21 protein-coding genes are annotated in these 25870 nt (G+C 47.9%); 9 read left to right on the plus strand and 12 right to left on the minus strand.

Annotated features, from left to right (window positions below; genetic code table 11):
- Positions 1-25: 25 nt before the first annotated feature.
- On the minus strand, positions 26-1555 hold the full coding sequence (psbB, locus tag OU814_RS14035; RefSeq protein ID WP_017286594.1) for a photosystem II chlorophyll-binding protein CP47: 1530 nt from the start codon (positions 1553-1555) through the stop codon (positions 26-28).
- Positions 1556-1902: 347 nt separating this feature from the next.
- Here psbB and OU814_RS14040 point away from each other — a divergent pair, with 347 nt between their 5' ends.
- Together OU814_RS14040 and psbM are read left to right on the plus strand one after the other, a co-directional pair.
- Positions 1903-2289, plus strand: a complete 387-nt coding sequence (locus tag OU814_RS14040) for a 2Fe-2S iron-sulfur cluster-binding protein (RefSeq protein WP_326498302.1) — start codon at positions 1903-1905, stop codon at positions 2287-2289.
- 52 nt (positions 2290-2341) lie between these two features.
- Positions 2342-2455: a photosystem II reaction center protein PsbM gene (gene psbM / locus OU814_RS14045; protein WP_017286596.1), complete on the plus strand. Its 114-nt coding sequence runs from the start codon at positions 2342-2344 to the stop codon at positions 2453-2455.
- A gap of 61 nt (positions 2456-2516) precedes the next feature.
- Here the strand turns inward: psbM and OU814_RS14050 are convergent, their stop codons facing one another.
- Entirely contained in the window at positions 2517-2957 is a 441-nt protein-coding gene (locus OU814_RS14050; RefSeq protein WP_017286597.1) for a hypothetical protein, read from the minus strand.
- A gap of 212 nt (positions 2958-3169) precedes the next feature.
- Between OU814_RS14050 and OU814_RS14055 the strand changes: the two genes are divergently transcribed.
- The 4 genes from OU814_RS14055 to OU814_RS14070 all read left to right on the plus strand — a co-directional run bounded on the left by OU814_RS14055 (position 3170) and on the right by OU814_RS14070 (position 6866).
- Entirely contained in the window at positions 3170-3997 is an 828-nt protein-coding gene (locus OU814_RS14055) for a photosystem II manganese-stabilizing polypeptide (protein WP_017286598.1), read from the plus strand.
- A 370-nt stretch (positions 3998-4367) separates the two neighbouring features.
- The gene (locus OU814_RS14060; protein ID WP_268183676.1) at positions 4368-5141 is read left to right on the plus strand and encodes an RNA polymerase sigma factor SigF; all 774 of its coding nucleotides are present in this window, start codon (positions 4368-4370) and stop codon (positions 5139-5141) included.
- 166 nt (positions 5142-5307) lie between these two features.
- Positions 5308-6135, plus strand: coding sequence for a hypothetical protein (locus tag OU814_RS14065; RefSeq protein WP_268183678.1), 828 nt, complete (start codon positions 5308-5310; stop codon positions 6133-6135).
- A gap of 98 nt (positions 6136-6233) precedes the next feature.
- Positions 6234-6866 carry a DUF6391 domain-containing protein gene (locus tag OU814_RS14070; protein ID WP_268183681.1) on the plus strand — a complete coding sequence of 211 codons (633 nt, stop codon included), beginning with the start codon at positions 6234-6236 and terminating at the stop codon, positions 6864-6866.
- On the opposite strand, the gene OU814_RS14075 is transcribed toward OU814_RS14070, so the two are convergent.
- A complete protein-coding gene (locus OU814_RS14075) occupies positions 6863-7762 on the minus strand; it encodes a 4-hydroxybenzoate solanesyltransferase (protein ID WP_017286602.1) in 900 nt (299 codons plus the stop codon). The genes OU814_RS14070 and OU814_RS14075 overlap by 4 nt on opposite strands.
- 192 nt (positions 7763-7954) lie before the next feature.
- Between OU814_RS14075 and OU814_RS14080 the strand changes: the two genes are divergently transcribed.
- A complete protein-coding gene (locus tag OU814_RS14080) occupies positions 7955-9598 on the plus strand; it encodes a Ppx/GppA phosphatase family protein (RefSeq protein WP_268183684.1) in 1644 nt (547 codons plus the stop codon).
- 143 nt (positions 9599-9741) lie between these two features.
- Here the strand turns inward: OU814_RS14080 and OU814_RS14085 are convergent, their stop codons facing one another.
- The 7 genes from OU814_RS14085 to OU814_RS14115 all read right to left on the minus strand — a co-directional run bounded on the left by OU814_RS14085 (position 9742) and on the right by OU814_RS14115 (position 17400).
- On the minus strand, positions 9742-10395 hold the full coding sequence (locus OU814_RS14085) for a PIG-L deacetylase family protein (RefSeq protein ID WP_268183687.1): 654 nt from the start codon (positions 10393-10395) through the stop codon (positions 9742-9744).
- A 23-nt stretch (positions 10396-10418) separates the two neighbouring features.
- Entirely contained in the window at positions 10419-11207 is a 789-nt protein-coding gene (locus tag OU814_RS14090; protein ID WP_017286605.1) for a glucose-1-phosphate cytidylyltransferase, read from the minus strand.
- Positions 11208-11233: 26 nt separating this feature from the next.
- The gene (locus OU814_RS14095) at positions 11234-12550 is read right to left on the minus strand and encodes a DUF4910 domain-containing protein (RefSeq protein ID WP_268183691.1); all 1317 of its coding nucleotides are present in this window, start codon (positions 12548-12550) and stop codon (positions 11234-11236) included.
- A 5-nt stretch (positions 12551-12555) separates the two neighbouring features.
- Entirely contained in the window at positions 12556-13488 is a 933-nt protein-coding gene (locus OU814_RS14100; protein WP_017286607.1) for a phytanoyl-CoA dioxygenase family protein, read from the minus strand.
- 77 nt (positions 13489-13565) lie between these two features.
- Positions 13566-14903 carry a UDP-glucose dehydrogenase family protein gene (locus OU814_RS14105; protein WP_268183694.1) on the minus strand — a complete coding sequence of 446 codons (1338 nt, stop codon included), beginning with the start codon at positions 14901-14903 and terminating at the stop codon, positions 13566-13568.
- Entirely contained in the window at positions 14903-16036 is a 1134-nt protein-coding gene (locus OU814_RS14110) for an NAD-dependent epimerase/dehydratase family protein (protein WP_051077844.1), read from the minus strand. The genes OU814_RS14105 and OU814_RS14110 overlap by 1 nt, the downstream gene beginning before the upstream one ends.
- 131 nt (positions 16037-16167) lie before the next feature.
- Positions 16168-17400, minus strand: a complete 1233-nt coding sequence (locus OU814_RS14115) for a class I SAM-dependent methyltransferase (protein WP_190653573.1) — start codon at positions 17398-17400, stop codon at positions 16168-16170.
- A 543-nt stretch (positions 17401-17943) separates the two neighbouring features.
- Here OU814_RS14115 and OU814_RS14120 point away from each other — a divergent pair.
- Positions 17944-18759 carry a VanZ family protein gene (locus tag OU814_RS14120; RefSeq protein WP_268183697.1) on the plus strand — a complete coding sequence of 272 codons (816 nt, stop codon included), beginning with the start codon at positions 17944-17946 and terminating at the stop codon, positions 18757-18759.
- On the opposite strand, the gene OU814_RS14125 is transcribed toward OU814_RS14120, so the two are convergent.
- Entirely contained in the window at positions 18706-19665 is a 960-nt protein-coding gene (locus OU814_RS14125) for an inositol monophosphatase family protein (protein WP_268183699.1), read from the minus strand. The genes OU814_RS14120 and OU814_RS14125 overlap by 54 nt on opposite strands.
- Positions 19666-20189: 524 nt before the next feature.
- Between OU814_RS14125 and OU814_RS14130 the strand changes: the two genes are divergently transcribed.
- On the plus strand, positions 20190-21128 hold the full coding sequence (locus tag OU814_RS14130; RefSeq protein WP_268183701.1) for an alpha/beta fold hydrolase: 939 nt from the start codon (positions 20190-20192) through the stop codon (positions 21126-21128).
- A 306-nt stretch (positions 21129-21434) separates the two neighbouring features.
- Here OU814_RS14130 and OU814_RS14135 read toward each other — a convergent pair whose 3' ends face one another.
- A complete protein-coding gene (locus tag OU814_RS14135) occupies positions 21435-25817 on the minus strand; it encodes a PAS domain S-box protein (RefSeq protein ID WP_268183703.1) in 4383 nt (1460 codons plus the stop codon).
- Positions 25818-25870 lie beyond the last annotated feature (53 nt).

Here is a 25870-nt window from a genome sequence, read left to right on the forward strand (position 1 = left end):
AACCTGCCTAGACCCGTTAAACCATTTAGACAGGTTCCCGAAGCGTGGTCTTATCACCCACTTTCGCAAACCGTCCCCATTCGACTTGTTCTTCCGACAAATCTGGGTCAACCCCAGCAAACACATCCCGGAAAATCGTCCGAGATCCGTGCCAGATATGACCAAAGAAGAACAACAATGCAAAGACCGCATGACCAAACGTGAACCATCCACGTGGGCTAGTCCGGAATACACCATCCGAATTCAATGTTTCACGATCGAATTCAAACGGTTCACCCAACTGAGCCGCACGCGCAAAGCGTTTGACCTGCGCTGGATCGGTGATCACCTGACCATCCAACTTTCCACCGTAAATGCTTGCCGTTACACCTGCTTGTTCAAAGCTGTACTTCGACTCAGCCTTACGGAACGGAATGTCAGCGCGGATCACGCCATCTGCATCTTGAAGTACAACTGGGAAGTTCTCAAAGAAGTTCGGCAAGCGACGCACAAACAACTCACGACCTTCGCTGTCCTTGAACACCGGATGTCCGAGCCAAGTTTGAGCAATCCCGTCACCCTTGTTCATTTGACCTGTACGGAACAAACCACCTTTCGCGGGGCTGTTACCGACATAGTCATAGAACGCCAATTTCTCAGGAATTTGGTTATACGCTTCTGATAAGCTCGCGCCATCCGCTACTGCACCCTGAACTCGACGATCGATTTCCTGGCGGAAGTAGCCGCTATCCCACTGATAACGAGTCGGACCAAACAACTCGATCGGAGTCGTCGCATTGCCGTACCACATCGTTCCTGCAACCACAAAAGCCGCAAAGAACACAGCCGCGATACTGCTCGACAACACCGTTTCGATGTTCCCCATTCTCAAAGCGCGATATAAACGCTCTGGCGGACGGACACTGAGGTGGAACAAGCCTGCAATAATGCCGACAATTCCCGCCGCAATGTGGTGTGCGACAACCCCACCTGGATTAAACGGATTAAATCCAGACGGTCCCCATTCAGGCGCAACAGGCTGAATATGCCCTGTCACCCCATACGCGTCCGATACCCACATTCCTGGACCAAACAATCCAGTCAAGTGGAACGCGCCAAAGCCAAAACAAAGTAATCCCGACAAGAACAAATGAATCCCGAACATTTTCGGCAAATCGAGTGCAGGCTCACCTGTACGCGGATCGCGGAAAAGTTCCAAATCCCAATAAACCCAATGCCAGCAAGCTGCTAAGAACAGCAAACCTGATAAAACGATGTGGGCAGCTGCAACGCCCTCAAACGACCAGAAGCCTGGATCGGTGACGGTTTCACCCGTAATGCTCCATCCGCCCCAAGAAGAAGTCACGCCGAGTCTTGCCATAAACGGCAGCACGAACATGCCTTGTCTCCACATAGGATTCAAAACTGGATCGCTAGGGTCAAAAATCGCAAGCTCATAAAGCGCCATTGATCCCGCCCAACCTGCAACCAGTGCGGTATGCATCAGGTGAGTCGCAATCAACCGCCCCGGATCGTTCACCAGGACTGTGTGTACGCGGTACCAGGGTAGTCCCATTGACTACTCTCCTCCTCTAAATTACGTCTACTGCAACGCTTCTTTCAGCCTTTTGTTAAAGTGCCTAATATGGGTAACTTTACCAGATAAGGCATCCTGTCCCCCCGCCGTTTCTGATGATCCAGCTATTCCTTGGAACGTTGAATCGGCAGTATGACAAGGAATTCATAAAAAATGAAAGTGTATAAAGAAGTGTAACCAGTGTTAGAAACGATTGCAAGCGAATGTGAAATCGCCTGAAATTCCGACGACTCGCCCGTTTCACTTCTTAATTATTCTTAACTTTTGGCGCGATTTGAGTTACAAATAGAGTGGATACTAACCCTTATCTCTTTAAGAGGAAGACTATGCAACCCGCCGATACTGACCTCCAAGCGATTTCTGAAGTCCAACCTGAAGAAGGGATGAGCGCTGAACCGCCGAAACCTGCGTTTCAGTCTGCCAGCATCAAATTCATCAAAGAAGACAAAGAAGTCGTTGCGGCTCAAGGGGCAAATTTGCGGATTAAAGCGATCGAGAATCAAGTGGATCTCTACACGCTCGGTGGCAAACTTATGAATTGCGGGGGGTATGGACAGTGCGGAACTTGCATCATCGAAGTGGTTGAAGGAATGGAGAATCTCTCGCCTCGAACCGCATTTGAGGAGCGTAAACTCAAGAAAAAACCAGCTTCCTATCGTCTTGCCTGTCAGGCTTTAGTCAACGGGGCAGTCAGCGTAAAGACGAAACCCTAATGAGTGGTATCCTGAAAAGTGTTGATGCCGAGTTTAGAAGGGATCGGGCTTTATGCAAGTTAATGAATTAGGATTTATTGCGTCGATTTTGTTTGTGCTTGTGCCGAGCGTGTTTTTGCTGATTCTCTATATCCAGACCGCTAGCCGTCAACCAAAAGACGAGTAACAAAACTTTACAATTTCACTCAGAAAAGCGCTAGGAGTTTCATCTCTAGCGCTTTTTACTTTTATTCAGGCGAATCTAAGCTAGATTCAGCCAGCAAATTATTCAGAAATTCTTGTAGCCGCATTCGATGGATATAGGGCCACCCGCCACTGGCTTCAATATCTTTCAGCAACGCGTAAAGCGCCTGTCGATTGCTGGGCAAAGACTCTTGAAAGAATCCTTCACGGATTTCACGATGGAGGGCTTCTAAAACTCTCAGCAATGCCAGCAACGCGATTCCATCTCCCCGCGAGTTTTTTGCAATCGTCCGAATCTCTTGGGCAATTTGATCGAGATCGCGCGATAGCGCCTCCGAATTCGAGGCATATTCTCTAAACATCACATCATCATCATTCATGCAATTCGTTCCTAGCGTAGGGGCGCAATCTAATACGGTACTGCTTTTCGAGCATTTCGTTCGTTCTTCGTAAGCAGCCGAATCGCGCCGAATCGACTTTTCCACACATGCGATCGCGGGCGATTCTTAAAAAGTTTACGAATATCTGTAAAATGCTATGAGAGGTTCGATCAGAGCCACTCCAGAATTTATTAGAAACTCCATGAGATCTGACAGCAGTTTAGAGCGCCCTTCTAAGAATCACTCTCCGAGATTGACTTCTTTGAACTCCCGCCCGAACGCACTGGCAGAAATTTGACATTACTTTGAGGTTGACCATGAGGTATCGCGCTTTTATTGTGACACTGTTGGCGTTCTGCCTGAGTGTTTTGACCGCTTGTAGTGAAGCTCCCGCTGCCAGTACGGAAGGCTTAACCTACGAGCAAATCCGTAACACGGGCTTGGCAAATAACTGCCCCCAAATCGAAGCCACCTCTCGTGGCTCTATCCCGATTGAGAGCGGCAAAACCTACTCAATCACTGGATTGTGTCTGCAACCCACATCTTATTTCGTCAAAGAAGAAACGGCGAGCAAGCGTCGCGAAGCTGAGTTTGTCCCGGCGAAGTTGATGACTCGCTATACTTCCTCGATCGATGCAGTTTCAGGAACCCTAAAATCGAACTCTGATGGTAGCTTGACCTTCACCGAAGAAGATGGTCTGGACTTCCAAGCGATTACCGTTCAGCTTCCTGGGGGCGAACGCGTGCCGTTCTTGTTCACGATTAAAGGTCTAGTTGCAACCACCGATCCGGGTTCTTCGAGCATCAACACGTCAACCGACTTTACCGGCGAATTCCGTGTGCCCTCCTACCGGACATCCAACTTCCTTGATCCGAAAGGTCGGGGTCTGACCACAGGCTATGACAACGCAGTTGCACTTCCTGCTTCGGCTGACTCTGAAGAATTGAGAAAGGAAAACGTCAAGCGTTTCCAGTTGGATAAAGGCACTATCTCGCTGCAAGTTGCAAAAATCGACAGTGCATCGGGCGAAATTGCAGGAACCTTTGAAAGCGATCAACCCTCAGAAACCGATATGGGATCGCGTGAAGCAAGCGAGGTAAAAATCCGTGGATTGTTCTACGCACGAGTTGCACCTGCAGCGTAATTACCGATAATCAGATCCACAACTTAGTGCGATCTCAACTCAAAATATTCAATTTTATGGGGCAGATAGCCCCATTTTTATTATTTATTTTTTGATAAAAACAAGTTTTAATCTTAATCAGAAATTCGTTAAAAATTCGTTAAAAAAGTGACCAAGATCACGGTAGACAGACGTTCCGTGGAAATGCAGTTGTAACAAATTCGCTGGAAGAAATAAGTTTTATGTGTCATGAAAAGTGAGCAAGAAACGCGGTTTCATTATTTGTTCACTTTCTCTAATGTCTTTCCGGTGTGATTCCTACCTTCACAGTTTGAATCAGCAAAACGGTTTGATTTCTTCTTGAGCTTTTGCGCCAACCACTGAATTCGTCATGCCTAATCTTGTGTCTACCGACCTCAAAAGTGAAACCTTAGAACTGCTTCATCAATATCAAACGACCGCAACTGCTGCTATTCGTAATCAATTGGTTGAATTGAATATTGGACTGGTGAGAAAAGAGGCTCACCACTGGATGAATCAGTGTACTGAGAGTTACGACGATTTGCTCCAAGTTGGGTGTATTGGGCTGATTCGAGCGATCGAGCGGTTTGATATGTCGAAAGGTCATGCATTTAGCTCATTTGCAATTCCCTACATTCGAGGAGAAATCCAACACTACTTACGGGACAAAAGCCCTTCAGTCCGAATTCCGCGCCGTTGGCAAGCGCTACAACGTCAAGCCACTCACGTGATCCGTGACTTTCAAGCAAAAGAGCGGCGGCAACCCACCGATATTGAGATCGCTGCGATATTGGATATCTCGATCGAGGAATGGCAGGAAATTCGGCTCTCGGCGCAAAATCGCGCGCTGCTCAGTTTAGATGCTCCTGTCGGCGACGAAGAAGGCACAGCATTTTTAGGCGATCTCGTTCCTGATTCACGGTATCGGAGTTTCCAACTGGCTCAAGAAGATCAAATTCGGCTGCAGCAGGCACTCGTCCAGTTAGAACAGCGCACTCGTGAAGTGTTGGAATTTGTTTTTCTATATGACCTGACTCAGAAAGAGACAGCTGAGCGACTAGGAATCAGTGCTGTGACGGTTTCACGCCAAGTGAAAAAAGGGCTTCAGAAACTGCAAAGCATCATGGTTTGCAGCGAAGCTTAATCCCAGCTTCTCTAAAAATTCGCTCAAAAATTAGCAGCGAGTAAAAAACCCATCGGATTTGGGCACACTTGCACTAACTGAATCGTTCTCTGCTGCGGGTCAATTTCAAGCTTGTACTGCGAACGGTGATCCAGGCGAATTTTTAAGTCGAATTTTTGGAGTGGTCATGAGCAAGCGGTTTACACAGCAAATCACAGCACGAATCCCGAAAGGGACGCTGGTACTTTGCGCGAGCGCATTAACAGTCTGGATAGGCGGATGTACGGTGGGTGAAGAGCCAACTGTTACGAGCGCCAGTCCTTCTCCAGCGGCATCGCCTTCGACCCCAACCCAGGCTTTTGCAAAACCCACTGTTCCAGAGAAGGATAAAGACAAGAAAGACGCAGCGACAGGTAAAGCAGGCAAGGTCGCAGGGCTGCTGCAATCAACTGACCCAGCAGAACGGGCGAGACAAGTTCAACGCGGCATCAATACCAAAGGCAAAGATCCATTTTCTAGCATTCCGCCGATCGTCTCGTTCAAAGTTCCCATTAAACTGCCTGAAACTGCGAATCAACCTGCTGTCAGCCCGAATGTTGGAGATCGCTCGATTGCGAAACAACCTGCTGTTGCATCCCGTCCAAATCCGAAGGTCGTGGTTGCAAAATCGCCAGAGCAATCCCCCATTAAAGCACTACCACCTCTGCCAGATCCGACTCTTGCGAAATCGGTGCAAGTAACAGGTGTGATTGTTGTTGCAGGTGTGCCTCAAGCCATTATTCAAGCTCCCAATGAGGCGACAAGCCGTTATGTTCAAGCAGGGCAACGCATTGCAGGTGGACAGGTCTTAGTCAAGCGAATTGAAATGAATGGGGGGTCTGATCCGCTCGTAATTTTGGAGCAAAATGGCGTAGAAGTGGCTCGTGGAGTCGGCAGTCCTGTAGTCGCACCAAATTTGCCAAGCGTTCCACCTGCACCCGCAGCAGCGGTTCCAACTTCAAATCTTTTCAGCTAAAAGTCGCAACGATTTGCAACAGCCGCCCTGCAACTTCAGCAAACAAACGCTAGAGTTGAGACACTAACTTCTCTAGGATTGTCTGAAGTTGCTTTGTTATGACTGCAAATGCTTCTGAGTTCGATGAGTTTTTGAATTTTTTCCTTCCAACTCCTCAAGTGGCTCAAGACACTGAGTTGCTTAGGAAAATTGGATTTCTTCCAGGATTGAAAGAAATGCTGACGGTGCGCCAAGTTCATGCCCTAGAGCATGCCACTGTTTGGATTTTGAGTGGATTACCCGATCGGCGTAGCTCACCGCAAACTGATTGGGAAGACAATAGCGGTTTAGGCGGATTATCAACCGAGCAGGGATTTTATCTCTACGGACAGGCGAACACAGTTGATGTCAGACGGGCTGTAAATCAAGCGTTGTCCCGAATTACGCATGGAGAATGGAATCTCGCAGTGCATCCACGTTGTGGAACGAATCTTTCAGTCGGGATGTTGTTAACGGCTGCGATCGCGTTTGGGTTCCATTTGGTGTTGCCTCGCACTCCGATCGAGCAATTGTTAGGATTCGGAGTGGCTGCAACGACTGCTGCACAACTGACCCCAGAGTTAGGACGCATCGCCCAGCAGTACATTACAACCGCAGTACCCTTTAACTTGAGGGTTCGAGAAGTTTCGAGCGTGCAGGACAGTTGGGGTCGTCCGGCTCACTTCGTTCGAGTTGAATGGATTGATGTCTAGATTCCAGCTATCATGCCGCCTAAGAGAATAAAGCCGATCCAAACGTTCTGCTTGAAACTGAAAGCGTAAAACGAATGGGGGATTGTCGGTTGGGTGAGTTGATAAGATTGCCATGCCCAGGTGATCGCGCTGCACCCTAATGCGCTCCAGTACCAGACATTTAATCCCATTACTACACCGAGTTTCGCAAGAATTAATGCGGTTCCGACGTAGAAGGCAGCGATTGCGTAAGGCGCGTATCGACCGAAGAATAAGGCGCTTGATTTCACACCAATTCGTTTGTCGTCTTCGCGATCGGACATGGCATACACTGTGTCAAATCCCAACGTCCAGAGAATTGTTGCGCCCCAGAGCAACCACATCGGTTGAGTCAGACACACTAAATTTGATGTATCACGGCAACTGACCGCACTCCAACTAATCAGAACTGCAAACCCCCACGCGATCGATAACACTAACTGCGGGACTGGAAAAACTCGCTTCGCGGCTGGATACAGCAAAATGACCGGGACTGCGGCAACACACAGCCAGAATGTGAGTGGATTTAGAAAAACTGTTAATCCGGCAGCACACAAGAGTGAAATTAGCCCAACGCCAATTCCAACCTTGACAGAAAGTGCTCTTGAAGCCAAAGGACGATCGCGAGTCCGTTCGACATGCGGATCAATATTGCGATCCCAGAGATCATTTGCAACGCAACCTGCTGCACTGGTCGCTAAAGTTCCTAGAATAATAATGCCGACTAATAATGCCGGTGGTTTGCCTTGTGCAGCCAAGACCACAGCCCACAGAGCCGGAATCATTAAAATGAGTCGTCCTTCAGGCTTGTGCCAGCGTAGAAGTCGCGCAATCACGCGCCAAGTCGGTTCTGGAGATTGATTCGGCTGAGTCCACATAGAAAATTGGTCAATCGCAGGTCTATAAAAGAACTTAGCGCGGTTTTTGTGTAAAGATCCGCTGAATTGCTCAAGATTTGAGGTAAAACCTTAGTTTAGAAGTAGTTCGATCGCTTTTGTTCACGTCAGACGTTTGGTGTTCTCGCTCTTGCCTCTAATAGCCCTTTATTCGATCGCAGTACGTCTAGTCTCATGGTTAACTCCATCCCGAAACCCCAGAATAATCCGGTGACGCTTCCCATCATTCCTCCTGATCAAGACCGCATCCTCGCCGCAATCGATGTCGGAACGAATTCGATTCATATGGTGATTGCCCGCATTCAACCTCATTTACCTGCGTTTACGATTGTTGGACGAGAGAAAGCGACCGTGCGATTGGGAGATTTTTGTAAGAAAACGGGGGAATTGTCAGAAGAGGCAATGGATCGCGCAATGGCAGCCCTCCGACGATGTCAGGATGTCGCCAAAAGTGTGAACGCCGAACATGTGATTGCGGTCGCGACAAGTGCTGTCCGCGAAGCCCCGAATGGACAAGCATTTCTGCAACGAATTGAGAATGAGCTTGGACTTTGGGTCAATTTAATTTCAGGAGCGGAAGAGGCGAGGCGGATTTATCTCGGTGTGCTGTCGGGGATGAGCTTTGATAATCAGCCGCATGTGATTGTAGATATTGGGGGCGGTTCAACTGAGCTAATTTTGGGAGATGGGCATGAGCCTCGCACCCTTAGTAGTACCAAGGTGGGCGCGGTTCGACTGACGGCTGAACATATCAAAACCGATCCAATTAGTTCAACTGAATTTTATGCGCTACAGGCTTATATTCGGGGCATGTTGGAACGATCGATTGAGGATCTCCAAGCCCATGTCAAACCTGGAGAACGTCTGCGTATGGTTGGAACGTCAGGCACGATCGAAACTTTAGTCGCACTCAATGCACGCGAGAAATTTGGCACAGTTCCAACTCCGTTGAATGGCTGCGAAATGTCCGTGAAAGATTTGCGCGACTGGGTGAATCGGTTACGGAAAATGAGTCTTTCAGAGCGTTTAGTCATTCCTGGATTAAATGAGCGGCGAGCAGAAATTATTTTGCCTGGAGCGATGATTCTGCTGGAAGTGATGATGCAATTGAAGGCGGAATCGATCGTCATCTGTGAGCGATCGCTGCGAGAAGGCGTGATTGTGGATTGGATGGTGGCACATGGGCTGATTGAAGATCGGCTACGCTATCAGAAATCGGTTCGCGAACGAAGTGTCTTCAAAACAGCACAGAAGTATCAGGTGAATCTAGCGCACAGCCAACGAGTTGCAGAATTTGCCCTAAGTTTATTTGATCAAACTCAGGGCAAACTGCATACTTGGGGCGAGGAAGAGCGAATTTTACTTTGGGCGGCTGCGATTCTACACAACTGCGGGCACCATGTTGGACATTCTTCGCATCACAAGCATTCTTACTATCTGATCCGACATGCCGAATTGTTAGGGTTTACGGAAATGGAGATTGAAACGATCGCAAATCTTGCTCGCTATCATCGTAAGAATGCACCTAAGAAACGTCATGAAACCTACCGAAATTTAACGAGCAAACACCATCGGCGAGTCGTTGAACAATTGCATTCATTGTTGCGTTTAGCAGTTGCCCTCGATCGCCGTCAAATCGGAGCCATTCAATCGATTGAATGTCGTTTTGATGCAGTTCAACGCAGTTTTCAGTTGCTTATCACCCCGACTCAAGCCGATGATCCTTGTTCGCTAGAATTGTGGAGTTTGGATTTCAAAAAAGGGGAGTTTGAGGCAGAATATCACGTCAAACTGACACCGATTTTGCAAGCAAATTAAGCGAATCAGTGAACAACTACATCTTGATAGTTATCAAATTGAGTCATCTTGCTTTTTTCAGTTTGATGAATACGAGCGCAGAAAGCCGATAATCAATGACCATCAGGCTTTCTGTTTTATTTCAGAGGTTCGTGAAAATGTGATCAAAACACTAACTTGCGACTGTAAAATGCCTCCGCAAACTTACTGGGCGCATTCGATTCAATTCCTCGGAGCCGCATGATGGCTTGGAACATATCTTCAGTGAACCACTGACGTTTTTTCTGTGTTTCAAACACTTCCATCAGCGTTTGAATCTTGCGATTGCAAATTTCTTCGCTAACGGGAACGTAGAAATTTGGATTCCCAATATCCCCGTCATACTTGGGAATTTCATATTCCAGAACGAAATGATTCCGATAGCTATTCCAAGTGAGATCGGAAATCACGCGGTGATCTTGGTGAGCATCATGCTTGTAGTGCGTCAGGATCAGATCGGGTGAAAATGCTTGGCTGAGTTCGTTAAAGTACTCCTTGATTTCAGTACCCACGAATGGAAAGAAACTGTTGCGGAAGTTTTTGACAACAATGTTCTCAACTTTCGCACCTGCTAAAAATCGATCTGCGCTCTCGAACGCTTCTTTCGATCGCACTTCGCTAGAGCTAAACACAACCCAGTAAAAGATTGCGTTCGGATACTCTTCGATTAGTTTCAAAATCGTGCCACCGCATCCGATTTCAATATCATCGCAGTGTGCGCCCAGACACAGAATCCGATATTCAGCGTCTTTTCCTCGATCGAACATCAACTTCAGCATTTTCACCTTCTCAGATTTGCAACTTAGAGCGTTTTGCGGGTCTTCCAAACTTCCCAGGGAGGATTCCCTTGAGAATACATATCATCCAAATTTTGCTTGTCTCTGAATGTATCCATACAAGTCCAGAAGCCATCATAGTTGTAAGCAACCAATTGCTCTTTCTCAATCAAGCGCTGGAATGGTTCAATCACTAGTTCCTCACCAGGCTGCATGTATTTAAAGATTTCGGTCTTGAGCGCAAAAAATCCACCATTGATGCGTAGATCCGCATTGTTCACATGTTCAATGCTCTTGACTAATCCATCTTCTTGAGTAGAGACAACGTGGAACGTCTGAGTCGGCTTCACAGAGAGGAAACTTGCAACTTTGTCATGTCGCATGAAGTGATCGATGAAGTCATCAAGCGGCAGGTTGCTAAGTCCATCGCTGTAGTTGGCTAAGAACATCTCTTCGCCTTCGAGATACTTTTCAACTGCTTTTAGGCGCTGTCCGATGTTAGAAGACAACCCAGTATCAACAAAGGTGATCCGCCAGTCGTGAATGTCACTCCCAATCATTTGAACTTGCTTGCCGCCTGCGGATAGCACGAAGTCATTGGAGAGGCATTCGTTGTAGTTCAAAAAGTACTCTTTGATATAGTCTGCTTTGTATCCCAGACAGAGAATGAAATCTTTGTGTCCATAGTGAGCATAGTATTTCATCAAATGCCACAAGATAGGACGATACCCGATGTTGACCATCGGTTTGGGAACTTTTTCCGAATAGTCTCTCAACCGAGTGCCTAGACCGCCACAAAACAAAACAACTTTCATGCAGATATCCCTCTTAATGAATTTTCTCAGTTAGCCGATTCCTTCAACAGATGAGTCTCGATCAACGCATCTGCGACTTGCTTAATCACGTCAAACTTAAATCCTGATCGCTCTGCAATGTCAAGCAATGAATGTTGTCCATCTGACAAATTCAATGTCCACAGTAATGCAAGCTCATTCAATCCAGTTCCAGAGGAACCTCCTATCGATCGATAGAGTCCCCGTTTACCAAGTTGAGGTTCACACTTCGGATTCTGGTTTACATAAATCTTATTGTGCTCTAAGACTGACAGCACTCCTAAGCATTTCACAAAGGAGTCTGCGAGGCATTCAGACTGGATAAAGTCCAAGTTGTCTGCCGAGGTATGGTACTCCGGGAACTTACTATTGGGCGATCGCATAAAGCAACCCACAGGCAAATTAAACCCGGGTGAGCAAAACTGCCGCTCATCATAGCCATAGGGCAAGAAATCGATAATGTTGTGATCCTGCTCCGAATGGCTCAGAACATGGGTGACAGCTCGATCGACTTCTGCATTCCCCTGCCGACTTTTCTTGTAGGTTGACTTGCCTGGATCGCCTAGACAACTCAGGACTAAACCATGCTTAATGCGATGGACTTGATCTTCGTTTTGACTCAACCAAGTAATTGACCCAATCGTGGCTGGAATGAAGATGAAGCGGTAGGAATAGCGGCGATCAACCTCACTCAAGGCTTTAGCAAGATACACCGCGATCGCAATTCCTGAAAGATTGTCATTTGCTAAAGATGGATGGCAAGCATGACAAGAGACTAAGACTTCATCTTCGACTTCTCCAGGTAAGTAGTACTCCCCATAGGTTAAGTTTCCAGCGTCTAAAGTTGAGTCAATACAAACCTCATACTGATCCTCTGGTAGGTCGAGCAACTGCTGATGAGTTAAGCAGAACCCCCAGGTATCTTTGTAGTAAGACGTACGATACGGAATCCAATCTGGATGCTCAGGCAAGCTAAATAGATGCGGTTTTAAGGCTTCCAGCGACATCGTTTCATGAACTGGAACACTGTAGTTCACAACATGCAGATTGTGCTGTTTAAAGTCAATGACGCGCTCCCCTTTAGAGTTTTTGACGTAAGCATCTCGGATATTCCATTCACGCGGGACTGTCCAATCAAACACTTGTGTTCCAGTGGGCACTTCATAACGCTTGAGCGGAATAAATTGCTCGATTTGACGCAACGTTTCTCGGAAGCCATCGCCCGTAATGCTACGACAGATGGGATATAACGTAGTCGCAAAGCGATGCAGATCTTCACCGATCGCTTGGGGATCAAGCACTGTTTTGAGGTCAGTAATATTCATTGGCTCTAATAGGCAGCGAGAGCAACAGGCGGTTGAAACACTAACTCGCCTTCAGGCGGCGGAGTATCTTCGTATAAGGCAACAACTTCTTCAGGCAGCTGAGCGAGATCTGTCGCTCGCATAAAGTCTCTGAGCGCAGTTCCAGTAGAAGCATTATCGATATTTGGTGCGCCTTGCTTGGCAATGAGATCATCGAGATGAACGGTTCTGAAATCGATACTAAAACGGGTGTGTCCAGAAGTATTTGGCACAGTTGAATGCATCTGTGCGCCAGAGAACAATAGAACTCCACCGACTTCGCAAACTAGACGAACTTGTGGATCGATATCTACAAATTCTTCGGCACGAGGCTGAAAACGAGTGTCTTTCTTCACATGCTGAGCAGCATTCTTACGACCTGTATTGTTGTACTCGTAGTAGTTAAATCCACTAGAGCTATTTTTCACAGCCTGGTTCCAGTATTTTGGATGGAATGCCATTGAGCTTTCTGACTCAAATTCATAGACTGGTAGCCACCAATTGACTTGGCTTGGAGGCGCACAGTACCAGGTATCTCTGTGAGGATGAAAAGGATATCCGACTCCTGCTGTGAGATAGGCGTGACTCGTAATGATTTTTAAGCGAGGTACATCAAAATATGTTTTCTCTAAGTCATAGCCATACTCTTCCAGAATCTTCTGAATGAGCTGCTTTGACTTGGGATGATGGATAAAACTAGGCTTAAGTGACGCAGCGATCGCGACAAATTCTTCGACGCTTAACTGATGTTGTGCTTGAGTCGGATCGAGTGGAGCGAATGCCGCTGCAATCATTTGACGCGCATGTTCACAGAGCGCCAACATGCTAGGGCGAGGAGAGTAAAGAAATAGCTGACCATTGTAAAGGCGATCGCGTCTAACTTCGTCACTCACCGGGGAATCGAAATAAACGGTGTGCATAAGGGTTCCTTACTTCAATTGTAACCAGGGTCAATCCTTGATCGAGCGATTATCTTGATCAAGGATTGCTGTCTTGCTTAAAGTCCAATGCCTTCGTATCGTTGGATCGAATTCTTATCCAACATTCGGCGACCATCCACAAAGACGGGCTGTGGATCAAATTGAGCAATCAGTTCGGGAACGGCTTTGAACTCATCCCAACGAGTCACAAGCACGATCGCATCAACATTCTCAAGGACTTCTTTCAAGCTATTGCAAAGTTCAGCCTCTTCTGGGCGGATCAACTTTGCTGCTTCTGAATTTGCAACCGGATCATAAGCTTTGAGGGATGCATTCTGTGCTTTGAGTGCTTTGATCAAGGGAATTGCAGGCGTTTCGCGCATGTCATTCGTATTCGGTCTAAATGACAGACCAAGAATTGCAATCTTCACGCCATCGAGTGACGGAAAATGCTTGTTCAATCGGGCAATGACTTGCTGCGGTTGAGATTGATTGACTTGAATGACTGCATCTAACAAGGGCATCGGACTTTGATACTTCTCACCATGAGCGATCAAAGCTTTCACATCTTTGGGGAGACAGCTTCCACCAAATCCGCAGCCTGCGGCGAGGAAGCTAGTAATGGGCGGAACAACACGCTCGCCATTGGGCAGCACGGTTGTCAAGTAACGACTGTTATGGACGCCTTTCATGACTTCCACAATGTCGGTGTTGCCAATTGCAGAACACAGATTACCAACTTCATTCGAGAAAGAGATCAACAGCGCCAACAATGAGTTTGACGTGTATTTGATCATCTCTGCGGTGGAGTTGTTCGTTCTTAAGCGATCGACATTCTCAAACCCCGTATAGAGTGCGTCTAGCATATCGATGCTTTGTTCATCAATCCCGCCGAGCACAATCCGATCCGGGTACATAAAATCGTCGATCGCTTCACCTTCGGTGAGAAATTCCGGGTTCATTCCCACACCAAAGTCAACACCAGCTTTCTTACCTGAAGCGGCTTCGAGAATCGGGAGAACCACTTGATCAGTTGTTCCAGGCACAACAGTACTTTTGACAACGACTAAGTGATAAGTCGATTTATCCTTGAGTGCTTCTCCAATCTGCTGAGCGACTTGCTTCACGTAAGTCAGATCGACCTCTTTACCGTCAAATGGAGTTCCCACAGCAATGAGTGAAAGATCTGTGTCGAGAATCGCTTGGCGGAAATCAGTCGTGGCTTTGAGCCGAGTGTGAATGTTGCGCTCTAATAGTTCATTCAATCCAGGCTCATAGAAGGGAGAAACGCCCTGATTGATCTGGTCTACTTTTGATTGATCGACATCAACACAGAATACTTGATGTCCTTTCTCTGCAAAGCAAACGCCTGAAACTAAGCCAACATAACCTGTTCCAATAATTGAAACTTGCATTATGCATCCTCCGCTTCTTGATTGCCTTCGTACCAAATCAGCGATCGACGTAGTCCTTCTTCAATTCCGATCGTTGGATTGTAGCCGAGATGAGTTCTTGCTTTCTCAATGACAGGACAACGGCGAACCGGATTGTCAACCAGATAGTCCTTGTCTTCGCTCACTTTGCGAATCACTTGACCTTCGTATCCAAACAGTTCTTTCGAGAGCGCAACGACTCTTTCAGCGAGTTCTAGAACTGAGATTTCAGGGGTTTCGATTCCGATATTGTAAGCTTCGCCTGCGTGACCTTTGACGAGAACTTTGTAGTAACCCGTGATCGAATCCGCCGAATAACAAAAGGTACGCTTTGGTGAACCATCCGAAAGCATCGTGATATCTCGACCACTGAAGACATCGCGTGCAAAGTCGGGAAGTAAACGTCGATCGGTAATTTTCAAGCCAGGTCCGTAGTTGTTGAACGGACGGGCAGATTTAATCGGTAATCCGTACTGTTGAGCAAAGTTCACACACAGCGTTTCGCCATAGCGCTTCGCTTCGTCATAGCAGGCACGAGGTCCCGTACAGGAAACATTCCCCCGGTAGTCTTCAGGAGTTGGGATGTTCTCTGGAGTCGGATCGCCGTAAATCTCACTGCTCGAGAAGAATAGAAATCCGCCAACTTCTTTACCTTGATCTTTCTGATTTTTGAAGTATTCCAGCAGATTGCGAAGTCCGTTGACGTTGGCATCCATGGTGCCGATTGGATCTCGGCGGTAGAACGTGGGAGACGCAATCGAAGCTGCATGAATGATGTACTGGAAGTCGCCCATATCTGCGGGCAACGGTTGAGTCATATCATGCTTGAGTAAGGTCAAAGTTGGATCATCTTTGAGATCCGTTAGCCAAGTCGGAACGCCTCGTGAATAGTTATCGTAGACTGTGAGGCGAATTTGCTGGGCTGATTCTTGTTTCTGGTTCCAATGTAAAACGGCTTGGACAAAATAGTAACCTAAGAAGCCTGCACCACCGGTAATGAGTAGATTCTTGCCTGCCATCGTGCCAAACTCTTCAGTGAGGTTGCCACAGATATAGTCAAGGTCTTGAGCGATGATGTCTTTCGTACGGAGTCGGGTTTGGGTTGGGTTAGTCATTAGTTTCTCTTCGTTGAGGCTCGCGCCTACACTACTTCCACTCATAAATCGATTTGAACAACGGTAGAACTCAAAGCTCATCAAGAACACAAGACTGGCAGAACTCGCATCAAAACTCACACCCAAAAGTGCTAGGCGTAAATTTTGACTTCAGGAATAGGAACCACGAACTGACCGCCCCATTCACGAATGTAAGAGACTTGCTCCATCACTTCGTCTTTGACGTTCCAGGGAAGAATCAACAGATAATCGGGTTTTGTTTCTCGGATCTTGTCCGGAGAGTAGATGGGGATATGGGTTCCAGGCGTGTACTTACCTTGCTTATAAGGATTGCGATCGACCGTGTAGTCCAGAAAATCAGTCCGGATACCACAGTAGTTGAGCAAGGTGTTTCCTTTTCCAGGCGCACCATATCCTGCAATGGTCTTCCCTTTCTGCTTGGCAGTGATCAAGAATTCCAGTAATTTGCGCTTGGTTTCTTTGACTTGTTCTGTGAAATGAGAATAGGTTTCGAGTTTGTCGAATCCAGCGGTTTTCTCACGTTCTAACAGTTCAGTCACACGATCGCTAATCGGCTTCGATTCGTCGTCGGTGTGGCGCGCGTAAATCCGCAGCGATCCACCGTGAATTGGGATTTCTTGCACATCAAACAATGTCAGCCCGTGGAATGCAAAAATGCGATTTACCGCCATGAAGGACAGATACGAGAAATGCTCGTGGTAAATCGTGTCAAATTGATTCTCTTCCATCAGCCGCATCAGATGCGGAAACTCCATTGTGATGACGCCGTCTGGCTTCAGCATAATCTTCATGCCACCGACGAAATCATTAATGTCGGGAACATGTGCCAAGACATTGTTACCTAGAAGCAAATCAGCTTTGCCGTCGGCAGCAAGTTCGGTTGCAGTCTGCACACCGAAGAACTTGTTGACTACGGGAATGCCTTTGTCTTTTGCAACTTGCGAGACGTTGACTGCAGGTTCAACGCCTAATACGGGAATGCCTTTTTTGTGGAAATACTGCAACAGATATCCATCATTGCTGGCAATCTCAACCACTTTACTCTGAGCATTGAAGCCGAAGCGCTCAACCATTAGATCGCTATAATCGCTAGCATTCTTGAGCAGCGCATCAACATAGGACGAAAAATAAGCGTACTCAGTAAAGATGTCTTGGGGACTCACGAACTCCTGCAATTGCACTAGAAAGCAATTCTCACAAACATAAGTATGGAGTGGGTAAAACGGCTCCATCTCGTTTAATTGCTCAGGAGTGATATGGGTTTGGCACAGTGGTGACATTCCCAAATCAACGAACGTATGATGCAGTGGTGAACCACAAAACCGACAACTCGAACTACTCATAAACTTTCTGCACCTCACGGCATCAGGACGCTAAAATCACAGTCCATGGAGCTTGACCTCGATCAGAACTCATGGACTCAAGCAGACGTTGCCCCTGGTTGACGTTGTAATTATCGTCTGAAGGTTGGCTGAGTCAAGTCTCTACCATCTCTGCATAATTTTCCAGTATTTCTACGTAATCTTTATCCAAACTTGGTCATCTTTACTTAAACAAAATAGAGGTGCAAAAAATTCCATTTGGGTGATTGAATAGGGAGTGAAATTGGGCAATCGTGCAAGGGTGCCTCAAATTTGAATCCATGTAGATTACTGACAATTCAGTAGAAAATTCACTCATTCTTGTGATTGAGATCATGTAAACCCTATGCTATGTCCGCACTGACATTGCAGTCTCAAAAAGTTTCGCTACAGTAGATGGACAAGATTGATTTGATCCTGAACGGAATACTGTCTGCCGAGCATGAAGAGAGTGAGAGCGCTCGGTTTGCCGATTAGAAAAATCTCCAAATTCTATCAACAGTCACGCACGATCGCTTTGAGACTATGAGCAATTCTTCTTCCCATCGTTCGATTTTTATTACGCTAAGTAGTGTTTTACTCGTTTTGCTGGTAACGCTATTGCCGTTTAATTTCACAGCAGAAGGAGTGACATTCAGAAGCGCAATGCGCAGTTTTTTTCAGCATGCAAGTGGCTTCAGCGATATTGTCGGCAATGTTTTTCTATTTATGCCATTTGGAATTGATTTAGCTTACGAATTGCGTCAGCGAAGATTCAGACCAAAAGCAACATTTTTACTCGTTGTGATCTTGAGTACAGCGCTGTCTCTTCTGGTAGAAACGCTGCAAGTTTTTCTACCGTGGCGGGCATCGAGTTGGATTGATATTTGTACAAATACAGCGGGTGGCGCAATTGGAGCAGCGATTTATCTGGCTTGGCAGCACATGTTCCCCAACGGATCGCGTGCGATCGCAAAACAGATTCGTCACTGGCTCTCACCTAGAATGTTGATGGTTTTGTCCGTGCTCTGGTTCGTTGCGACGGCCGGACTGTTCCTTGTATTGGAGCAAACCGTCCAGATTGCCACGTGGGATTTCTCACTGGCATCGATGTTTATCTTCTACAGCACATTTTTCATCCCGCTCGGAATTTTACTGGCGATGATTACGAATGTTCTGAAACATGAGCCAAAGCTGTATTTGATGCTAGCGAGTGCCGGGATTGTTTTGCCTGCCATCATGATGGAGGTACTCCTGCGGGGCACAGACTTGAGAAAAACAAATTTGGTGATGAGTGCCACGATCTCTCTATTCACCCTGCTGGTTGTCCGGGGTCGTTTGGGACATCTGCTGCGCTATTGATGCCAGCACTGCTGCATGAATTTCACCTGAACTCGCAATGATGCCACGATTCTCAATCAGTTGGGCGGAGACCGAAAAATTGAGGGGGTTGCCATCCATGTCGGTGACCCGTCCCCCCGCTTCTTCGACAATGATGGCACCCGCTGCATGATCCCAAATGTTCTCTCGATAGTTCGGCTTTTCTTTCCAAGGTAGTCTCATGTAGAGTCCGGCGTGACCGGATGCGATCGCACCATATTTTGCCTGACTATCCATCTGAAGCGATGGAGTTGTGAATCCAATCGATCGAGCAATCCTGCGCTGTAACTCTGGGTCACCGTGGCTGGTTTCTACACTTTCAGCAAGACGGAAATTTGGCGTATCTAAAGCTGAGAGCGTGCGAGATGCGCCAGTTTCGAGTGAAATTCGGCGCGTACCTTGACCCCGAATTGCCACAAATAGGCAGCCCTCTTCAAACGCAGGACAGGACAGGACACCGACTTTGACTTCGCCGGATTCAATCAAGGCGATCGCAATCGCATACTGCTGATTTCTCAAAAAACCTTTCGTTCCATCGATCGGATCAAGTGTCCAAAATCGTTCTTCGACTTTGCCCTGTCCCAAATCGATCCAGTCCAAGATTTGATCCGGAGTTGCATCAGGCATGAGCTCCTGAACGGCACTGAATTGGGTCGGAGATTGACGCAGAAGGGCAGAGGATTCTTCTGCCACGATCGCATCCTGCGGAAAATGTTCAGCGAGTAATCGGCAAATGATCGCCTGCGATCCAAAATCCGCGATCGTGACAGGAGACTGATCGAGCTTTTCTAAACTTGTCAACTGGATCGAGTGCTGCACGTGTTTGCACAGAATCGTTGCTTGTTTGGCGGCAGCGATCGCAATGTCTGCCTCGTAGATGTACTGCATTAGTTTTTTCTAATCCGTAGTGCTGATCGCTAAATTTCGGAGGTCAAATCGGAGATTATCAGAAAATTCATTAAACTCAGTCCTAATGCTCGACGATTTATCTGGATCAATACGAGATTAAGACGCGAAATTTTCGCCATCTGGTCAGACATCTGGTCAGAAAAGCCATGAAATTCTCCGTACAAACTAAGACGAATCCTCAAATGTAGTGAAGACTAGACGAAAGCCGTAGAATCTCCCAGAATCAGTGATCAGACGACTGTTAGAAAGATTAGAGGTTACGAGCGATCTGACAATTTACGAAGGCAAAATGCTTAGGTTTCTAAGTTGGTTGCACTTCTCTCATGATTGATGAGACACAGTAGAAAGCAAATTCTCAACGAGTTTAGCGATAACTGTTGCCACGATCGCAGAAAGTTTCACTCAATTACTCCTATTCGATTCGGGTAGTCTACAAAATTTGATGTAGGCTGCCTTTTTTGTTGGACAATAGAGGACTGAGTTAGCGGCTGAGGCAGTTTTGCATGAGCGAATATCCCCCAACAGATACGATCGAGTGTCCTGAACTGCGAGAGCATCGCTGGAGTTGGAAAGGGAAGGCGCTAACGTTGGCATATGAGGTGGTGGGGGAAGGGCAGCCCATTTTGTTGCTTCCGGCATTAAGTTCGGTGTCGAGTCGGGCGGAGATGCGCGGCTTAGCGAGACAGTTGGCGGGAAATTATCAGGTTTATACGATCGACTGGATTGGATTCGGGGAGTCGTCGCGTCCGGCAGTTGCTTATACGCCTGCTTTATATGAGGCATGTTTGCGAAATTTTGTGCAGGCAATGTTTCCTGATCCAGTGGTTGTCATTGCCGCAGGTCATTCAGCAGGGTATGTGATGGAGTTAGCACAGCGGCAGCCGCCTTGGGAATGGGTGGTGTTGGTATGCCCAACCTGGCGAGGTCCATTGCCAACTGCGATGGGGGAACATCGTTGGGTATATCGGATTTTGCAAAAATTGGTTGGGCTGCCGTTGATTGGACAGTTTTTGTATTTTCTGAATACGACTCGTGGATTTCTAAGAATGATGTATCAGCGGCATGTGTTTGCAGATCCGCAGAACATTACGCCGGAACTGATTGAGCAAAAGTGGAAGACGACACGGGCGAAGCGATCGAGATTTGCCTCAGCCGCATTTGTCACGGGAGGACTCGATCGCGCCAAGTCGCGTGAGGATTGGTTTAGCTGGTTTCAGCCCTTGCCTGTACCTGTGATGATGGTGATTGGGGAAAACATGCCTGCAAAATCTCGTCAAGAAGTGGAAGTCTTAGCACATTTTTCAGGCGTGCAAGTTTATCGAATGCCGGGATCACTTGGATTGCATGAAGAGTATCCAGAACAGTTGGCGGTGGGGATTTTAGGATTTTTGGAGAAGTATCGATCGAGAAGAAGAACCAGAAATCCTCAGATTGATTTTTAAAAATAAAAAACCCTGGTCAGAAACCAGGGCAAATAATCAGGGTGCATCTACCAATTCACTCTTCTGACTGAGGAGATTCAATCCGGAAGATTTTCAAAAAATGGCAATAAAAAACCCTGGTCAGAAACCAGGGCAAATAATCAGGGTGCATCTACCAATTCACTCTTCCCAATCGGGGCAGATCGTCCGGACAAATCATTCGATTCTTGTGAAGACAGTTTCAACCTGGCGTTGTACTTCATCCGATGCCTGGAAGTCAATTTCAAACGCTCCCGGTCTAGTTCGAGATGCCCGATGTGAACCACCTTACAAACAGGCATTGAGTTGATTCTGGGCGAGGGTGACTACTGCTTGAACTAATCGTTCTGGGTCAAGGGGCTTTGTGATGTGGCGTTGAAACCCGCTGCTGATTGCCCGTTTGTGATCGTCCTCTCTCGCATAAGCAGTCAGGGCGATCGCAGGAATCTGCCCCCCTTGCGTGGGAGGTAACGCACGGATCGTTTGAATCAACGTATAGCCATCAACTTCGGGCATCGCAATATCGCTCACGAGCACAGTCGGTTGAAAGACTTCTAAATTTAACAGCACCTCTGCCGCAGAAGCAACGGTTAAAACATCTGCACCGTATTGGGTCAGTAGTGCTGTTAACAACTCACGGGCATCTGGTTCGTCATCGATCGCCAGCACGCGAATTCCTGTCAGGTCAAGTTCCTGTTGTGGAGATTCATCTAGCGGCTGAATCTCCGGTGTAACGTTGAGGAGAGGCAGTTGGACAGTGAACGTCGCGCCTAGTCCTTCCCCGAGGCTGTGCGCCGTGATAGTACCGCCGTGAGCCTCGACCAATTGACGAACAATTGCCAATCCGAGTCCAAGACCGCCATATTTGCGTGTGATCGAAGCGTCTTCCTGTTGGAAAGATTCAAATAGGTAAGGCAGAAAGTCTGAGCTGATGCCTTTGCCGGTATCTTTAACGGTGATATGAACTTCAGTGCCCACCTGTTGAAGCTGAACATCTACGCGCCCACCTTGGGGCGTGAATTTGATCGCGTTGGACAACAGGTTCCAGACAATCTGCTGAAGCCGGGCAATATCTCCAAAGACTTGTCCAACGTTGGGTAGGACAGCCCGTAGCGAAATAGATTTAGCAGCAGCGGCCGCACTGACGGTGCCGATCGCTGCTTCAACGGCGAAAGATAGATTGGCAGCAGCCATATTTAGGCTCAGCTTGCCACGCAAAATTTTAGCGACATCCAGCAGGTCATCAATGAGTTGCGTCTGCAACTTGGCGTTGCGCTCAATGGTTGCGAGGGCTTCAGCAGTTTTAGCAGTGTCTAACCTGCCCAATTGCAGGAGTTTAGTCCACCCCAAAATGGGGTTCAGGGGCGATCGCAATTCATGAGAGAGTACAGCTAGAAATTCATCTTTGATCCGATTAGCCCGTTCGGCTTCTGCTCTGGCAGCCTGTTCGCGCTGAAGGAGCTGGTCGCGTTCGGTCTCCGCCTGTTTCTTCTCGGTAATGTCACGCACCGTTCCAATAAAGCGAATCACCTCTCCGACTGGGTTAAAAAAGGCTTTTCCCTTCGCAGCGACCCATCGCTCAATTCCGTCTTCAAGACCCACGGTGCGATATTCAATGTCATACTCACCACCGCTCTCAGGATTGAACGATTGCAGCACGACTTGATGAGTGCGATCGCGATCGTCTGGATGCAATCCCGCTAGGAAGATGTCATAGTCGATGTTGGCTGTGGGCGACATGCCAAATACAGCTTTGCACCGATCGTCCCATTTCATAACGCCCGTCTTCGGATTCAAGTCCCAAGTGCCGAGTTGGGCTGACTCAATGGCGATGCGGAAGCGGTCTTCACTCTGGCGCAGGGCTTCTTCGGCAAGTTTGCGCTCAGTGATGTCTTTGAAGAGAACAGCCACTTTCCGCTCATGAGGAAGCCCAACGCGATAGGCATAAAGGTCGTACCACCGCTGCAACGCTTCAGCCGAATTCTCAAATCGGACAGGGGTTCCGGTTTGGGCAACACTGCCATAGATTTCAAACCAATGATCCTCATGGTGCGGAATCAGCTCGCGCATCCGCTTGCCCTGGACGTCATAAAGCCCGCACTGTCTCTCAAACGCCGGATTCGTTTCTAAAAAGATGTAATCGACGGGCTGATCGTTCTGATCAAAGATCATTTCAATGACGCAAAAGCCTTCGTCCATTGATTCAAACAGAGTACGATAGCGCTCCTCAGAGCGCTGCAACGCCTCCTCAGTTTTTCTGCGTTTGGTAATATCGACGAGGGCACCCGGAAAAGCGATCGCCTTTCCATTCGCATCATATTCAACCTGTCCCCGAGCAATCACACATCGTTCCTCTCCGTCAGCATTCAGGACACGGTACTCTTCGGTGTAGGTTTCGCCAGTTGCGATAGCATGTTCAATGCGGGCAACAATGCGATCGCGATCGTCGGGATGAATGCCGTTTAGAAGAGCCTCTAGGGAAACACCTGTGACCGCTTCCTCAGGATCAACGCCGAACAGATGAGCAAAATTGCGATCGGCAGCAAACACATCCTCAACGATATTCCAGCGCCAGGTGTAGATCGCCCCCGCCACCAGAGCGGCTTCTAGCTGAATATGGGCTTCTTGCAACGCCAGTTCTGCCTGTTTGCGATCATGAATATTGACCACAGAGCCGATATAGCCTTTGAACTCCCCATTCTGCCCAATCCAGGGGCTAGCGGCATCGATCGCCCAACAATATTCACCATCATGCCGGCGCAACCGATATTCCAGTTGAAAAGCCATTTGCTGCTCTAAGGCATTCAGGAAGATAACTTTAGAAAATTCGCGATCATCGGGGTGCACAGCCTCCAGCCAACCGAATCCCAACCCTGTTGCTTCGGTTTGCCCGGTGAACTTGTACCAGCGCTGGTTGAGATAGGTGCAATATCCAGTAGCATCCGTCACCCAAATCTTCATGGGTGCGTGGTCTGCTAAGTTGCGGAATCGTTCTTCACTGGAGCGCAGATCGGCTTCTACCTGCCTACGCTCTGAGATATCCATATCGACCCCAGTCATGGCGACAGGATGACCATTGGCATCATAGAAGACCCGCCCTAAGCTCAATGCCCAACGCACTGCCCCGTCGGGCTTGATGAAGCGAAACTCAATGTTGTAGTCTTGCCGATCATAAATCGCGCGATGAATGGCTTGGTCAACCCGGGTCAGATCGTCAGGATGAATCATGGTTCTGAATGTTTCATACTGCCCATCAAAGCTGCCGGGAGCCATGCCAAGTAAGCCCTCTAGACTGGTAGACCAATGAATTGTGCCAGTCTGAATATCCCAATCCCAGCTGCCCAACTGAGCAGCTACCATGGCCAGTTCAAGGCGTTTCTGGCTTTGCTGCAGGGCGATATCCATCCGCTGACGGTTCGCAATTTCATCTAATAATCTGGCTTCTAGCTGCTTCTGGTCATCAATATTGGTAATCGTGCCAATCCAGCCTGTGATTTGACCTTCACCGTCTCGGGTGGGTACGGCTCGGCAAATAAACCACTGATACTCACCATCCCAACGACGAAAGCGGCACTCTATTTCAAAAGGCTCTCCTGTTGCGATCGCAGTTCGCCACACCTTCAAAGCCTGATCTCGTTCATCGGGGTGGACAGCATCGGCTCTAGCGACTCCGATCGACTCTGCATCACTCATGCCAGTGTATTCGTACCAGCGCTGATTGCGGTAGGTCACAACGCCATTGGCATCGGCAGTCCAGATCATTTGGGGCATCGCTTCGGCAAGTTCGCGGTAGCGCTGCTGACTCGCTTTGAGGGCAAGTGCATCTCGATGACGCTCGGTGATATCCAGAAAAGCGCCGATTACGCCTCGAATTTGGTTTTGGTCGCTCTGCAGGGGCGTTGCGTAGCACAGCAGTTGGCGCAGGGTCCCATCCGGCAGCAGAATATCAAATTCCACATCGTTCACCTGTTTACCAGAGCGACCCGCAATCTGCATCGGCAGATCTTCAGCAGCGATTTCTACTCCATGGCGGAAGGTTTGATAAGGGGGCTGATTGGCAGCGGACGCACTCTTCGAGATATTGTCGTCAGAGGTAACCCCGAGTAACTGCCGCAGGTAGGCGTTGCTGTGCATGTGCGTACAGGCGGAATCCGTTGCGATCGCGACTCCGACTGGCAAAATATCCAGCAGGGTTTGCAGTTCAACGACCCGATCGGTCAACTCCTGGTTAAGCTGTTGCAGTGCCTCGATAGTCTGGTGCTGACGCTGTTGACACTCCCGACGGAGTTCGGCGTTTGCGATCGCACTTTCCAGCGCCCGACACAAATCCTCAGAGGTGAATCGATCTCTGACTAAATAGTCCGCTGCGCCATTCCTAAAAGCCTGGACTGCACTTTCTATATCTTCGTCATCAACCACCACAATTGGCGGGCAACTATTGCCCATCTGATGCTTTAGCTCCAGTAGCAACGTATTGCTGCTGGAACGGGAATGAAGCTCTAAGAGAATGCTGTCAATTTTCTGCGATTGCGGCAGAGGCAACTCTAGAGCATTGTATTGCTTTGAGAGAATTTCATATGTCACCCTCCTATCGTGCTGTAACTGCTGTCGATACTTGATTACATCATCACTCGAGGCAGCAATTACAAGAACGGTTCGGTGTAGTGACATACCTAGGATCCAGCCTGTGAAGCGAAAGGAGAACGACCGAAGCGACAGAATCT

The sequence above is a fragment of the Leptolyngbya sp. GGD genome, from assembly GCF_026735145.1.
Taxonomy (GTDB): domain Bacteria; phylum Cyanobacteriota; class Cyanobacteriia; order Leptolyngbyales; family Leptolyngbyaceae; genus Leptolyngbya; species Leptolyngbya boryana.

Excerpts from the sequence above, each read along its gene's own strand:
- psbB (WP_017286594.1), bottom strand. The coding sequence starts at position 1,555 with ATGGGACTACCCTGGTACCGCGTACACACAGTCCTGGTGAACGATCCG.
- OU814_RS14040 (WP_326498302.1), top strand. The coding sequence starts at position 1,903 with ATGCAACCCGCCGATACTGACCTCCAAGCGATTTCTGAAGTCCAACCT.
- psbM (WP_017286596.1), top strand. The coding sequence starts at position 2,342 with ATGCAAGTTAATGAATTAGGATTTATTGCGTCGATTTTGTTTGTGCTT.
- OU814_RS14055 (WP_017286598.1), top strand. The coding sequence starts at position 3,170 with ATGAGGTATCGCGCTTTTATTGTGACACTGTTGGCGTTCTGCCTGAGT.
- OU814_RS14060 (WP_268183676.1), top strand. The coding sequence starts at position 4,368 with ATGCCTAATCTTGTGTCTACCGACCTCAAAAGTGAAACCTTAGAACTG.
- OU814_RS14065 (WP_268183678.1), top strand. The coding sequence starts at position 5,308 with ATGAGCAAGCGGTTTACACAGCAAATCACAGCACGAATCCCGAAAGGG.
- OU814_RS14070 (WP_268183681.1), top strand. The coding sequence starts at position 6,234 with ATGACTGCAAATGCTTCTGAGTTCGATGAGTTTTTGAATTTTTTCCTT.
- OU814_RS14075 (WP_017286602.1), bottom strand. The coding sequence starts at position 7,762 with ATGTGGACTCAGCCGAATCAATCTCCAGAACCGACTTGGCGCGTGATT.
- OU814_RS14080 (WP_268183684.1), top strand. The coding sequence starts at position 7,955 with ATGGTTAACTCCATCCCGAAACCCCAGAATAATCCGGTGACGCTTCCC.
- OU814_RS14085 (WP_268183687.1), bottom strand. The coding sequence starts at position 10,395 with ATGCTGAAGTTGATGTTCGATCGAGGAAAAGACGCTGAATATCGGATT.
- OU814_RS14090 (WP_017286605.1), bottom strand. The coding sequence starts at position 11,207 with ATGAAAGTTGTTTTGTTTTGTGGCGGTCTAGGCACTCGGTTGAGAGAC.
- OU814_RS14095 (WP_268183691.1), bottom strand. The coding sequence starts at position 12,550 with ATGAATATTACTGACCTCAAAACAGTGCTTGATCCCCAAGCGATCGGT.
- OU814_RS14100 (WP_017286607.1), bottom strand. The coding sequence starts at position 13,488 with ATGCACACCGTTTATTTCGATTCCCCGGTGAGTGACGAAGTTAGACGC.
- OU814_RS14105 (WP_268183694.1), bottom strand. The coding sequence starts at position 14,903 with ATGCAAGTTTCAATTATTGGAACAGGTTATGTTGGCTTAGTTTCAGGC.
- OU814_RS14110 (WP_051077844.1), bottom strand. The coding sequence starts at position 16,036 with ATGACTAACCCAACCCAAACCCGACTCCGTACGAAAGACATCATCGCT.
- OU814_RS14115 (WP_190653573.1), bottom strand. The coding sequence starts at position 17,400 with ATGAGTAGTTCGAGTTGTCGGTTTTGTGGTTCACCACTGCATCATACG.
- OU814_RS14120 (WP_268183697.1), top strand. The coding sequence starts at position 17,944 with ATGAGCAATTCTTCTTCCCATCGTTCGATTTTTATTACGCTAAGTAGT.
- OU814_RS14125 (WP_268183699.1), bottom strand. The coding sequence starts at position 19,665 with ATGCAGTACATCTACGAGGCAGACATTGCGATCGCTGCCGCCAAACAA.
- OU814_RS14130 (WP_268183701.1), top strand. The coding sequence starts at position 20,190 with ATGAGCGAATATCCCCCAACAGATACGATCGAGTGTCCTGAACTGCGA.
- OU814_RS14135 (WP_268183703.1), bottom strand. The coding sequence starts at position 25,817 with ATGTCACTACACCGAACCGTTCTTGTAATTGCTGCCTCGAGTGATGAT.